This window comes from uncultured Alteromonas sp. (genome assembly GCF_963976965.1).
Taxonomy (GTDB): domain Bacteria; phylum Pseudomonadota; class Gammaproteobacteria; order Enterobacterales; family Alteromonadaceae; genus Alteromonas; species Alteromonas naphthalenivorans.
Map to the genome: position 1 here is coordinate 39,927 of NZ_CAXBMP010000015.1, position 13,162 is coordinate 53,088.

At 43.2% G+C, this 13,162-nt stretch carries 13 protein-coding genes and 1 riboswitch; of the genes, 5 read left to right on the top strand and 8 right to left on the bottom strand.

Annotation, left to right across the window (positions count from 1 at the left end; all coding sequences use genetic code 11):
• Nucleotides 1-156 precede the first annotated feature (156 nt).
• The gene (locus tag AAC006_RS12645; RefSeq protein WP_339891536.1) at nucleotides 157-870 is read right to left on the bottom strand and encodes an alpha/beta hydrolase; all 714 of its coding nucleotides are present in this window, start codon (nucleotides 868-870) and stop codon (nucleotides 157-159) included.
• A gap of 461 nt (nucleotides 871-1,331) precedes the next feature.
• On the opposite strand from AAC006_RS12645, the gene AAC006_RS12650 reads away from it, so the two are divergent.
• The 4 genes from AAC006_RS12650 to AAC006_RS12665 all read left to right on the top strand — a co-directional run bounded on the left by AAC006_RS12650 (nucleotide 1,332) and on the right by AAC006_RS12665 (nucleotide 4,491).
• Complete coding sequence (locus AAC006_RS12650; RefSeq protein ID WP_339891560.1) at nucleotides 1,332-2,066, top strand: glutaredoxin; 735 nt, start codon at nucleotides 1,332-1,334, stop codon at nucleotides 2,064-2,066.
• A gap of 309 nt (nucleotides 2,067-2,375) precedes the next feature.
• Nucleotides 2,376-2,927 (top strand): type 1 glutamine amidotransferase domain-containing protein, encoded by a 552-nt coding sequence (locus AAC006_RS12655; protein ID WP_013783070.1) that lies wholly within the window; start codon nucleotides 2,376-2,378, stop codon nucleotides 2,925-2,927.
• A 74-nt stretch (nucleotides 2,928-3,001) separates the two neighbouring features.
• A complete protein-coding gene (locus tag AAC006_RS12660; RefSeq protein WP_013783071.1) occupies nucleotides 3,002-3,694 on the top strand; it encodes an SDR family oxidoreductase in 693 nt (230 codons plus the stop codon).
• Nucleotides 3,695-3,966: 272 nt separating this feature from the next.
• Complete coding sequence (locus AAC006_RS12665) at nucleotides 3,967-4,491, top strand: DUF305 domain-containing protein (RefSeq protein ID WP_013783072.1); 525 nt, start codon at nucleotides 3,967-3,969, stop codon at nucleotides 4,489-4,491.
• Between the two features lie 284 nt (nucleotides 4,492-4,775).
• Here the strand turns inward: AAC006_RS12665 and AAC006_RS12670 are convergent, their stop codons facing one another.
• The 7 genes from AAC006_RS12670 to AAC006_RS12700 all read right to left on the bottom strand — a co-directional run bounded on the left by AAC006_RS12670 (nucleotide 4,776) and on the right by AAC006_RS12700 (nucleotide 11,258).
• Complete coding sequence (locus AAC006_RS12670) at nucleotides 4,776-5,336, bottom strand: manganese efflux pump MntP family protein (RefSeq protein ID WP_339891537.1); 561 nt, start codon at nucleotides 5,334-5,336, stop codon at nucleotides 4,776-4,778.
• A gap of 7 nt (nucleotides 5,337-5,343) precedes the next feature.
• Nucleotides 5,344-5,519: riboswitch (yybP-ykoY riboswitch) on the bottom strand.
• Between the two features lie 228 nt (nucleotides 5,520-5,747).
• A complete protein-coding gene (gene cyoE, locus AAC006_RS12675) occupies nucleotides 5,748-6,623 on the bottom strand; it encodes a heme o synthase (protein WP_202945453.1) in 876 nt (291 codons plus the stop codon).
• A gap of 53 nt (nucleotides 6,624-6,676) precedes the next feature.
• Nucleotides 6,677-7,069, bottom strand: a complete 393-nt coding sequence (gene cyoD, locus AAC006_RS12680; RefSeq protein WP_013783075.1) for a cytochrome o ubiquinol oxidase subunit IV — start codon at nucleotides 7,067-7,069, stop codon at nucleotides 6,677-6,679.
• A complete protein-coding gene (gene cyoC / locus AAC006_RS12685; protein WP_126871582.1) occupies nucleotides 7,069-7,695 on the bottom strand; it encodes a cytochrome o ubiquinol oxidase subunit III in 627 nt (208 codons plus the stop codon). The genes cyoD and cyoC overlap by 1 nt, the downstream gene beginning before the upstream one ends.
• On the bottom strand, nucleotides 7,692-9,680 hold the full coding sequence (gene cyoB, locus AAC006_RS12690) for a cytochrome o ubiquinol oxidase subunit I (RefSeq protein ID WP_126871583.1): 1,989 nt from the start codon (nucleotides 9,678-9,680) through the stop codon (nucleotides 7,692-7,694). The genes cyoC and cyoB overlap by 4 nt, the downstream gene beginning before the upstream one ends.
• Before the next feature lie 2 nt (nucleotides 9,681-9,682).
• Nucleotides 9,683-10,624: a ubiquinol oxidase subunit II gene (gene cyoA / locus AAC006_RS12695; RefSeq protein WP_013783078.1), complete on the bottom strand. Its 942-nt coding sequence runs from the start codon at nucleotides 10,622-10,624 to the stop codon at nucleotides 9,683-9,685.
• Between the two features lie 214 nt (nucleotides 10,625-10,838).
• A complete protein-coding gene (locus AAC006_RS12700) occupies nucleotides 10,839-11,258 on the bottom strand; it encodes a hypothetical protein (RefSeq protein WP_013783079.1) in 420 nt (139 codons plus the stop codon).
• A 733-nt stretch (nucleotides 11,259-11,991) separates the two neighbouring features.
• Here AAC006_RS12700 and AAC006_RS12705 point away from each other — a divergent pair.
• Nucleotides 11,992-12,885 (top strand): SDR family NAD(P)-dependent oxidoreductase, encoded by an 894-nt coding sequence (locus AAC006_RS12705; RefSeq protein WP_013783080.1) that lies wholly within the window; start codon nucleotides 11,992-11,994, stop codon nucleotides 12,883-12,885.
• Nucleotides 12,886-13,162: the final 277 nt, after the last annotated feature.

The following is a 13,162-nucleotide window of genomic DNA, read 5'->3' on the forward strand; positions in this document are numbered from 1 at the left end:
GCAATTGGCAGTAGGCTTGCCCGACGATTCCTATTAAAGATGGTTGTTTAACCCGGCTAGGTAAAGCCAAAGTAGCTTAATAACTACGAGGCGTTACTGCTTAGCGTAACGCCTTTTTTATAAGTAGATTTTAATAAGTGTCTGAAGGGAAACAGACTAGGTTAACCCGTTTACAAACTCCTGAATGCAACCGTTCACTGTAGCGTGTTGTTCTGCAAAGACCATATGGGTGCCATTTTCTATAATGTTTAGTTTTGCGTTAGGTAATTGGCCTAACAGGAACTCAGAATATTTCACCGGTGTCATAATATCTTTGTTACCCACAATAAGCTGTACTGGCAATGTAATGCTACCTATCTCCTGCATAACGTCAAAGTTGTCACAAGCCGTAAAGTCTTTCAGCATCACTGCGGCGCCATTGTTAATGATTGCCGAATTTACCTCAGTTCTTAACGGCTCTTGCAGTTGTTGGTTTGAAGCCAATAGGTAATCGGGGAATGCTCCGCCTCCTTCTATAAGCGCTGCTAGTGACGTAAGCAGTTGTGGCATTACTTTTAATTTAGCGCCCGCACCTATTAACACCAGTGCTTTTAGTCTACTTGAATCGAAAGTCGTTGATTCGCTTGAGGCCAGCAGAGCAGCTTGCATGGCTACGGCACTTCCTAAAGAATGACCAACCAACACCACGTCTGTTAAATCTTCTTGTTCAACGGTATTAAGCACCCAATGAGCTATGGATTTTACATCGCATAATACTTCGCCATCAGGGTGACCAGGAAAGTTTAATGCAACACTGTTGTTGAAAAACGATACTTGGTGCGCCCACACGTTATTCGTGCAACCTGAGCCATGTAAAAATACGAATGTCATTTTAAATGCCTTTTCGAGAGTTCTATTCACTCTATAACGAAAGGAATTAATATTCTACGTTCTAGGCGATAAGGCCAGCAACTGATTAAGCGTTATTGCCCTACAGATTCCCCCCAAAGAGACATATTCGATAACTCCTACAATAACGTTGAGTATATATCGGTATAGAAATTGTAACGGTATTGATAAAGGTACCTAGAACCGAAAGGTTTGAGTCGTTAATTGTGAGGAATTTACAGCTTCATGAACTATTCGCGTAAGGATTTCACATGACGGATCTCTTCTCGCTATCTAATTTAGAGGCAAGTTTGAGGCAGGGGAGTTTGGTGTGACTAATAACCTGACCGAACTCTTTCAAGCTTATGGCTCGGTTTGAATAAAGACGAGTTTGGAGCTTATTGCGACATTAACTACAACCTTTTCTGTTAGCTTTTGGCGCGAGTGAGACAAAGGAGAGCATGATGAATAAAAAGGCAATTTTGTACAGAATGGTGACCGATAATCATATTTGTCCGTTTGGTTTACGTTCCAAAGATTTGTTAGAGAGAGAAGGGTATAACATAGATGATCGTCCCCTCACTTCTAGGGAAGAAACCGACGCGTTCAAGACAAAGTACAATGTTAAAACAACCCCACAGACGTTTATAAATGATGAGCGTATAGGTGGGTACGACGATCTTCGTACTTATTTTGGAAAAGGCGAAGCGGGCCAAACGGGTACCACCTATACCCCAGTAATAGCCATATTTTCGGTAGCTGCGTTATTAGCGTTAGCATTTCAATATACGGTAGTAGGTGCGTATTTTTCCATTCGCACTCTCATGCTATTTATCGCGTTTTCAATGTCGCTGCTGGCAGTACAAAAACTCAAAGACCTATTCAGCTTTACTAACTCGTTTATTACCTACGATTTGCTAGCCATGAAGTGGCTACGATACGGCTATATTTACCCGTTTGTAGAGGCTTATGCTGGAATTGGTATGGTAGCTCAACTGCCCGCGTTAGCGGTGGCGCCGTTCTCCCTATTTATAGGTTCGGTGGGAGCGGTTTCAGTGGTCAAAGCGGTATACATCGATAAACGTGAACTCAAGTGTGCCTGTGTAGGGGGCGATAGCAACGTGCCATTGGGCTTTGTTTCGCTAACCGAAAATCTATTCATGATAGCCGGTGCTCTGCTGATGTTTTTCTATATGTAGCTGGGTTTATCCTCATGTAAAACCTTCACAAATGCTGAAAAAGTCGCATGCCAAAGGTTCCGGCTAAAGCACTATAACTTTTTGGCCTGAATGAAAGTTCAGTATAAACAAGTGATTAAGAGGTTTTGGGTGATGGTTTGGTTATTGCAGTCACAAGTTACATATATAAGTTTGTTATTGGAATTGCCAGCTTAGAAGGTGTTCCGCTGATGAGTGTTCATCCGGTTAATCTTCGTTTTTCAGCTTTGCGTTATGCAAACAACTGAATGGGAAGCGGCAATAATGTTGAGTAGAAATAGGAGTTTTACAATGAGCAACCAGCAAAATTTAGAAGGCAAAAAAATCGCTATTTTAGCTACTGATGGTTTTGAGCAAAGTGAACTGGTGCAGCCAAAAGATATGCTTACCGAGCAAGGCGCTACAGTAGAGATACTTTCAATTGATGATCAAAGCAGTATCACTGCATGGAATGAGGGGAATTGGGGTAAACAAATATCGGTAGATGCTCAAGTTTCCTCGGTATCGCCAAGTGATTACGACGCGCTCGTATTGCCTGGCGGCCAAATTAACCCAGATATCTTACGTACTAATAACGATGCGGTTTCATTTATTAAGCAAGCCCACGCAGAGCCTCGCATTAAAGCACTTGCTGCTATATGTCATGGGCCATGGTTACTGGTTGAATCTGAGCTAGCAAGAAACAGTACAGTTACTTCTTTTCCCAGTATCAAAACAGATTTAATTAATGCCGGTGCTACCTGGAAAGATGAGCAAGTGGTACAAGATGGCAAATTGGTAACCAGCAGAAATCCAGATGACATCCCAGCTTTTGTAGAGAAGATTAGTCAACTCATTGCTTAGGTTTGTAAAGTGAGAATATAAACTCACAGGTAGAATTTTAAGCGAGCAAGTAATTAGCGTTAACAGGAGTATGCATGTCTAGTCAGAAAACAGGTTCAAAGGTAATTGTAATAACCGGTGCGTCAAGCGGGATAGGCAAAGCGACTGCACAAGCACTGGTAGATGAAGGTAATAAAGTTGCCTTAATTGCCAGAAGTGAAGACAAGCTTAACGATTTGGTGGCAGATCTTGGCGAGGCTAATGCCTTTGCCGTTACTGCCGATGTGAGCGATTTCAATGATTTAGAGAAAGCATTTAGCAAAGTGGCTCAGCATTATGGCCACGTAGATGGAGTATTTGCAAATGCCGGTACAGGTGCAAAAAGTGCCGGTATTGAGAACGGCGACGTTGCTGAATGGAAAAGTATGTTAGGCGCAAACGTGAACGGCTTGCTGTACACCGCAAAGCTTGGGCTTCCTTTGCTGAAAAAGACTAAAGGTCACTTTATTCTAACAAGCTCGGTGGCAGGGCGTATTGCTTTAAAAGGCTCGGTTTATGGCGCAAGTAAATGGTTTGCCTACGGTTTTGGCCAAAACTTAGCGGAAGAAATGAGAGAGTGGGGCGGTAGATGTACCACAATTTGCCCTGGAATGGTGAACACCCCTTTCTTCGATGAGCCCAAGGAAGACAAACTTCAGCCCGAAGATATAGCAAAGTCGGTTGTGTTTGCCCTTTCAGCTAACGATTCGGCCTGCGTACGAGAAGTGTACGTTATGCCAACATCGTAAATAATGTAACAGGCTCAATTGCCTACAAGTTCGCAGTAGGCATATAGCAGGGGATGTAAGAAATCCCCTGCTATATGCATTGATGATTCAAAGTTTTCACAAGTTTGTCGTTACATTTGCCTCCACTCTTATCTACTCAATCTTCGGTCAAATCCGGAAGTGGAATTTGGGAGTTGAATTTGACAGTTGAATTTGGCAGTTCAACAAACGCCTAGCGTATTTTAAGCGAGAATGAAATTATTCAAACAGCTCAATATTGGTAAGGAATACATATGAAATATTCAAGATTTGCAGCGATGATAGTCACCTCTACCATCGTCATGTTTATCATGATGTACCTAAACACTTATGCCATTTCCCATATTTGGTTTAGCGAAACCCGTACTTATATGGCGTTGTATATGGGCGCGGGAATGGCAATCATCATGCTCTCGTTTATGTTGGGTATGTATACCAATAAGAAACTGAACGCGTCTATATTCATTGCTGCAATCGCCTTGTTTGCGGTGTGTTTATACTTAGTTCGGTCACAAGCAACTGTTTCAGATTCAGCGTATATGAAGGCGATGATCCCTCACCATTCAATTGCAATTCTTACTAGTGAACGGGCAAATATAGAGGATACTCGAGTGCGTGAACTCGCTGACAATATCATCTTAGCGCAGCGCAGAGAGATAAAAGAGATGGAGTGGCTTGTTAAGGATATTGAGAGCAACGGAAAAGTTACTTCGGCAGCTGAAGCTGAAAAGCGTTCTGTGCCGAATTTCGAGGCAAAACTAAATCCAGAGGTTAATTAGGCATGCAACGTGACTAACAATGGAGCGGGGAACACTTGCTCCGACCAATAACGACTAACGCAAGTGGGCGTACAATGCTCTATACGCTAACCGGCAGTATTCGTTAATCACTATGAAAGGGGCGAGCATGCTGTCTAGGTCGCCCTTGATTTAGTGAACTATAGATAAAGCTGAGTCTATGAAGAAGACAGTTAGCGATTACAGATATGTGCAACTACGTTAAGTAGCGGCATTGTTATAGTGTCGTATTCTAAAAACTATTGAATTCTAAAGAGTATTGAATTCTAAAGAGTGTGGGTTGCAAAAATCCACATACCCACCGAAATAAGTATGACTCCACCAAATGTCTCGGCTCGTTTGCCTATTAAAGAGCCCATTAAACTACCCAGCATAATACCTATCGTTACCATCAAAAACGTGGCCAAACCAATTAAGCCGGAGGCCGTCATGATATTTACATCAACAAAGGCAAGGCTTGCGCCAACCGCCATTGCGTCTATGCTAGTACCAAACGCAGTCACACATAGCAAAATAAACGACTGCTTTTGCGTTTTACTTTCATCATCAATGGCAGGTTGAAAGCTTTCAAAGACCATATAAACGCCTAAGCCGGTAAGAATAATCAACGCAATCCAATGATCCCACGCTTCTACATAAGAAGAAGCTGCATGTCCTATTATCCAACCTATAACAGGAGTGATTGCTTCTATTAAACCAAATGTAAAGCCGACTTTGATAGCAAAGCTAAAACGAGGATTCTTTATTTTGACACCCTTACCTATAGCGGCAGCAAAAGCATCAGTAGACATAGCAAAGGCAAGTAAAATGAGAGCAAAGATACTCATACTTCAAAACTCCGGTCAGGCAATATTGAGTCCACGATAAAACCACACGCCTGACCTTAGGGCATGGAAATATCGATGGTCTCGCCAACCAAGAGGTGTTTGTACCATGGTCATGTGACCAATTATGTTGACACAAACTTTTCCATGGATAATGGAAACAGGCTACTCCCCAACGAAGTGTAAATAATAATATAAATTTTGGAACCAAAGCAACTTGATTAAGCACAAGATTTGCTTAGTAATATTTAAGTTAGGTGGCGCGTTGCGATTTTCTCAAAAGAATAAGCGTCTACTAGTCACATCAGACGCGTTAAACCCGCTTGATGCGTATACCGTCAGTTTCCCCTTGGTGATCACACGATATGGGGGCCGAGTATTTACTGTAGACACCACCGGTCCCTATATAAATAATCAAAAAATAAACTGTGCCTGAGAGTGATAATCTACCGCCATAGCAATTGATAACGCAGTAATATTGACGATAGAGAACCCGAACACTTGTCGTGCCCAACCTTCAATATTGATATCGCGGCGATATCCTCGCAGTGCCATAATCAACCACCATAAGCTGGTGGAAAATGCGACTGCCAAAAAGCCCACACCCGTATAACCACTAATTGGCAACAGCAGCGTAACCATGGCATATACCGCAATGTATAATACGATGTGTTGCTTAGCTTTTGCGATGCCTTCTGCCACCGGCAATACCGGTATATTGGCAGCTTCATAATCTTTGAAACGGAAGATAGCGATGGCATAAGAATGGGGCATTTGCCATATACTGAACATCACTAGCAAAATCGCGGCGGCGGTGTCGAACTCAACGGTTACTGCACAGTAACCTACCACGGGCGGTACCGCGCCAGATAAGCTACCAACAAGGGTGCCATACACAGAGTTACGCTTCATGTATAAGCTATACACGCCTACGTAAACCACATAACCTAAGGCAGCGAAAAGCACTGCCGTAAGATTGGTGTAAAAAGCCAGTAAAGCGAAACCAGCAACCCCTAGCACTACACCGTGCCAGAAGGCTGCTTTCAACGACATTTCGCCGGTGACAGTCACTCTAGTGCGTGTTCGCTGCATTTTGGTGTCGATGTCGCTGTCTATGCAATTGTTAACTGCACATCCAGAAGCCACCACTAAAGACAAGCCAATCAAGGTCGCTACCATCAAAGGCCAGTCAACATCCCCGCGGGCGGCAAGTAAAAAACCACCTGCTACGGAAATTAAGTTGCCCATGATGATACCGGGCTTGGTGACCGATAAATAGCGTCGAAATATCGCGTTCATTTTACTGTTTACCTTGTTACTTATGCATAATGAATAGCAATACGCTAATACATCATCATCGCGTTAGACTCGTAAATTATCCAAATAGACAGCCCTACTACCATGAAGATAATAAGTGCGCTGAATAAAAACGAAATGGTACTGGCTCTGCCGTCTTCAGTCACAAAGTTAAGGTGAAGAAAGTACTTCAGGTGAACCCAAATTTGTACAAGTGCGAAAACGACGATGCTCCACAGGGTAGTTACTTTTGAGAAGTCGCCTTCCATAACCATAACAAATGGAATAAGCGTCAATATCACCGATAGCACAAAGCCAATAAGATAAGTTTTTACGCTGCCATGCTCGGCAGCGTGATTGACTGAGTTTGCATTGTCATCGTTAGCACTATTTCCCGCTAAGGCACTGGTGCTAAATTTATTAGAACGATGGCCTGTCATTATATTGCCCCCATTAAATACACCACGGTGAATACGCAAATCCACACAATATCGAGGAAATGCCAGAACAAGCTTAAGCAACTCAGGCGCGTTACGGTTTTTTCAGGTAAGCCTCGGCGGGATACCTCGATGAACAAAATGGTCATCCAGATAAGCCCCGACGTAACATGAAGCCCGTGTAACCCTACTAGCGAGAAAAAGGCGGTAAGAAACGCACTTTCTTGAGGGCCATTGCCATGTACGATTAAGTGATGGAACTCATATACTTCCATGCCGATGAACGTCGCACCCAAAACCCAGGTGATAGCTAACCATGCTAACGCACCGCTTTTGTTTTGCTTGTGCGCACAAATCATGGCGAAGCCGAAGGTGATACTACTAACGAGCAGGGCAGCGGTTTCAACCGCCACAAAGTTTAGTTCGAAAATATCTTTACCAGATACCCCGCCAGCGGTGTTCATAAATAACACCGCATAAGTGGCTAAGAATGAAGCGAATAACAAACAATCGGTCATTAAGTACAGCCAAAAGCCGAATACCGTATTGTTTTCGTGATGTTCGTGGTCGTGGTCTAAAGCGTGCTCTTCGTGAATATCGTGAGCTATATCATTTGCTAGTGCGCTCATACAGACGCTCCTTTCGCATTGGCAGCTAAATGCGCGTGTTCAATTTTTTCAATCTCATCTACCTGAACGTAGTAATCAACATCAGAGGTGTAACAACGCTTAATAAATACACCTATTCCAGCAATAAGCCCAACAGCAGCTAACCACCAAATATGCCAAATAAGCGCAAAGCCCATTACCGTGAAGCTCATACTCATAAATACACCCGCAGAGGTATTCTTCGGCATGTGAATAGGCGCGTATTTCTCAGGCTTTTGATAGGAATCGCCACGTTCTTTTGTGTCTGTCCATGCATCGATATCTTTGATGTGTGGAATATTGGCGAAGTTATAGAATTGAGGCGGAGACGCCGTGGACCATTCCAGTGTGTGTCCATTCCACGGATCGCCTGTGGTATCGTTAAGCTTGTCTTTGTTTTTAAAGCTTATGAACAACTGCAATAATTGGAAGAAAATACCAAGGGCAATAACAAACGCACCTACTGCCGCAATGTAGAGCCATAGGTTCCAGTCAGGGTTATTGGTGTGATTAAGCCTGCGGGTCATGCCCAAGAAGCCCAGCACATACAAAGGCAAGAACGCCATCATGAAACCAATTTGCCAGCACCAAAAGGCGGCCTTACCGGTTCTTTCATCAAGCTTGAAGCCCATGGCTTTCGGGAACCAAAATGCAAAACCCGCTAAGTAACCAAATACTGCACCACCAATAATGGTGTTGTGGAAATGAGCAATCAAAAATAAGCTGTTGTGAAGCACATAGTCGGCACCAGGAATAGCCAATAGCACACCGGTCATTCCACCAATGGTAAAGGTCACCATAAAGCCCAATGCCCAAAGTACAGGCACGCTGAGTACCAATCGGCCACGGTACATGGTGAATAACCAGTTGAATAGTTTCACCCCTGTCGGCACGGCGATGACCATGGTCATAATACCGAAGAACGCATTTACATTGGCGCTTGAGCCCATGGTAAAGAAATGATGTAGCCATACCACAAAGCCTAAAATAGCAATTGCGCCCGATGCATACACCATAGAGGTGTAACCGAATAAGCGTTTTGCCGTAAAGGTTGAAATAACTTCTGAGAAAATACCAAAAGCTGGTAGCACCAAAATATAAACTTCAGGGTGGCCCCAAGCCCAGAATAAATTAATGTACATCATAGAGTTACCACCTGCTTCGTTAGTGAAGAAGTGGAAGTCTAGATAGCGGTCTAGTGTTAGCATGGCTAGCACTGCCGTAAGAATAGGGAACGACGCGGCAATAAGGATATTTGCCCACGTGCATGTCCACGTGAAAATTGGCATTTGCATCAATTTCATGCCCGGTGCACGCATCTTAAATACAGTCACTAAAAAGTTAACCGCAGTAAGTAGCGTGCCGAGCCCTGATATCTGCAAGGCCCATATGTAGTAGTCGACGCCAACCCCCGGGCTTAATTCAAGCCCCGCTATTGGCGGATAAGCTACCCAACCTGTTTTTGCAAATTCACCTATACCTAATGAAATATTAATGAGAATGGCGCCGCCAGCGGTAAGCCAAAAACTTAAATTATTCAAAAAGGGGTAGGCAACATCACGAGCACCAATTTGCAGCGGCAGCACAATGTTCATTAAACCAATCATAAATGGCATGGCCATAAAGATGATCATAATCACGCCGTGGGCGGTGAAAATTTGGTCGTAGTGTTCCGGTGGCAAATAGCCAGGCGCACCATTAGTCGCTACCGCAAGTTGGGTACGCATCATAATGGCGTCGGCAAAACCACGTAGTAACATCACCATAGCCAGCACAATGTACATAATGCCTAGATGTTTGTGATCCACAGACGTGATCCAGTCATTCCACAGTGTGCCCCACTGCTTGTATTTTGTAATGAGTAGCGCAATAGCAATACCCACTACAGCAATCACTGCCAACGTAACCATAATAATAGGTTCGTGGTAAGGCACTGACTCTATAGATAATTTACCTAAAAAAGACATAATTATTCGTTAACCTCTTCATGATGACCCTTGTGAATATCAGGCATAGCTTTTTTCATACCTGTAGCAGCGTTATTAGGCTTGCTGTAAAAATCCATTGAGCCGTGGTCTTTCATATATTTCATTAGTATTTCGTGGAATAACCCATCACTTACATCGCTGTAGTAGGTCACAGGGTGATTTTCGGTCGGTTCTGCGAGTTCTTTGTAAGTGCCAGAAGTTAATACTGTATCTTCTTGCTTAACCTTTTGTACCCAATCGTCGAAATCAGCTTCAGTAGGGGTGGCAATAGCATCGAATTTCATGCCCGAAAAACCAGCGCCACTGTAGTTGGATGAAATGCCTTTAAACGTACCAGGCTCATTTGCAATGAGGTGTAACTTGGTTTCCATTCCGGCCATTGAGTAGATTTGACTGCCCAATTGAGGAATGAAAAATGAGTTCATGGCGTTCTCAGAGGTAATTTTGAAGGCGATGGGTTTGTTAGCAGGAAAAACTAATTCGTTAACCGTAGCAATGCCTTGCTCTGGGTAGATGAATAGCCACTTCCAGTCTAAGGACACCACCTCTACAGTGAGATGCTCACCTTTGCCTTCGAGCGGCGCGTAGGGGTCTAACGCTTGCGTTGAACGCCAAGTAATAACGCCTAGCGCAATAATAATGAGTACCGGAACCGACCATACCAAGGCTTCAATTTTGGTAGAGTGGGCCCATTTCGGGGTGTAAATTTCAAAGTCGCGACTGGCGCGATATTTCCAAGCGAAATAAAGTGTTAGCACAATGACGGGGATCACAACAATGAGCATAAGAATGGTGCAAAGAATGATGAGATTCTTTTCATCCACACCTACTTGCCCTTTAGGATCGAGTACGCCGCCGCTGCAACCGGCCAGCATCAGCACGATTGTGGTAAAAGTTAATTTAAAGAGGTTACGAATAGACAAAAATATTTTTCCTATAACCCGTAAGTTCAAGGGAGTGCGGCAATTAGCCAGCGCAGATAAACAGCACCGACGAGCAGCAAAATAAGCAGCAAATAGAGCATCGATATGTATATCGAAGACAATAGATAGCCGCTGTGCTTAATCCGCAAAGACAAGCACGCAATTTAGCGTTTTCGGGTAACGATTAGTGTTTACACATCGACATCAAAAACGGTTAGCTAAGAGTAGGAGGTGCTCGGCTACCAATTTTTTGAATAAAGGGATGAGGGTATTTGTGAAAAACGAATGGAACAGGTTGGTCATTGCCAACAAATTGAGCTCTAGCGGTGGCACAGGCATGAACTTGAAGGCCAACCAGCACCAATATTATGGTTGGAAGAGAAAACAGGGAAAGCGCTTGGTTAAAAGCCGCAATGAAAAAAGGCTCAATAACAATATTGTCGTGAAGTGCACTAACAAACTCGCCTGAATCGGCCATTGTGCCGCTGGCTATCAATGCTACGTTAAGCAGTAAGGCTGCGTTCGCAATCCATAGGAATACCCCTACACCCGTGGTGTAGCGTTGAAGCTTCTGCACAAATGCTGCGAAAGCAGGCTGCAGAAAAACATCAATGGAAGGGTATGGATTGGCCATGCTTACGTAAGAATCCTCGAAAATTGCAATTGCCTAGACTGAAATTGCCTAGATAATCGAATGAACTTGAGCCGTTATTTGAGCGTGGGAGAGTAATGATTAATTCTATTTATCACAAGGGGGAGCAGGACCACCTTATTAGAAGTCGTCTCAATATAAACTCTCTATTTTCCCTTGTGTTAACAAAAAATTAATTTTTTAAAGGTTGAGAGTGTAAATGCTATTTTTAGCTGAATACTTGATAAATTGGGCCTGTGCATTCTATTTGTATGCTTTGTTCACCGCTAAAGTCTCGTTTTGTTAATTTAATGTTTTATCTTTCTGCATGTTTTAGCTTTCACGAAGTAAGTTAGGATAACCGTTAAGTAAGCCGATTTTTGCGATGAGTAGAAGCACTCAATTTTGGCTTACAACCTAAATATTGATGAATATCAGTCATATTTAATTAAGACGTCATATTATTAAAATCATAAAACGCGCTATTTTTATTAGCCACACTAAAAAGCAGTAGCCTGTTTTCTCCATATTATTGATTTCATGAAGTATCTGAAATTAGCCAAATAAAGTATCTACCCTTACGTCATCAGACTAGTCTACTTGCTGAACAACTCACTATTTCATTATTTATGCTTCGCATTTCGATGGCCTTATATGCATTCGGCCATAGTGATGGCGGCAAACGGCAGTTGCAGCAATTAATTGAGCTGCAGGAATAAAGGCAACAGGAGAGCAGATGTCTCAGTCTAATGAATTTTCAGGTAAAACCGCGGTTATTTCTGGCGCAGCGGGTGGAATTGGCTTAGCCCTAAGTGAAGCATTAGCGGCGCAGGGAATGAATATTGTTATGGCCGATATAGATGCCGCAGCGCTTGCACAGTCTAGCGAAGACTTGCGCTCAAAAGGCTACAAGGTAATCACGTGTTCACTTGATGTCACCGATTATGCCCAATGGGAAGGTGTTGTAGCTGAAGCCAAAGAGGCATTTGGCAAAATCCATATGGTCATCAATAACGCAGGTGTGGGTGGTTCTCCTGGAAAAATTGAAGACTCTGAAGCTGAAACTTGGCGCTGGGTAATGGACGTGAATGTGATGGGCGTTTTGTATGGTGCTCAAGCTTGTGTTCCTGCCATTAAAGAACATGGTGAAGGGGGCTGGGTGTTAAACGTGGCATCGATGGCTGGCTTGATGGGTATGCCATACGCGGGCGCATACTGTGCCTCTAAGGCAGCAGTAGTATCTATGACTGAAAGCTGGATGCCAGAGCTAGAGCCATTTAATATCCACACGTCGGTGTTATGCCCTGCATTTGTAAAAACCCGTATTCATGAGTCTTATCGCAACAGACAAGAAAAATATGCGGTAGCCACAGAAAAGCGTATCGATAAAGAAAAACTAAAAGCAGGGGCCAAAGCGGCCACGATGGCGGTGGAGTCTGGTATTCCTGTATCTATGTTGGCAGAACGTGTGTTAGAAGCATTACGTTCAAAGCAAACTTATATTTATACCCACCCTAACTATCGCAAAGTAACTCGCGGCCGTGCTAAAGCTATCGACAACGGGTTTGTCGACGCTGAAAACAGTTCTGTAGTAGGGCATTTAATTAACGATGACATCGTCACTTTTTAATAAGATACATTTGCTTATTTTGAGCTACTTATTGTGAGCTGCTTATCAAGTGCTGCGCTTTTTATAAGCGCCGTACTTCTTAACCGTTATTTTAGCGGTTAAAAAAGCATAGCTATTACCCCTAAAACCAGACATACAAATCAAACATGCCAGCCATAATTTGGGGGGAGTATAAAAATTTTCCCTTACAATGCCTATCCACTGACGACCATTTTTTAACCTCTATATTCAGTGGTTGGTCGTGTGTTTATTGAAACTTTATAGGTTTGTTAGTAAC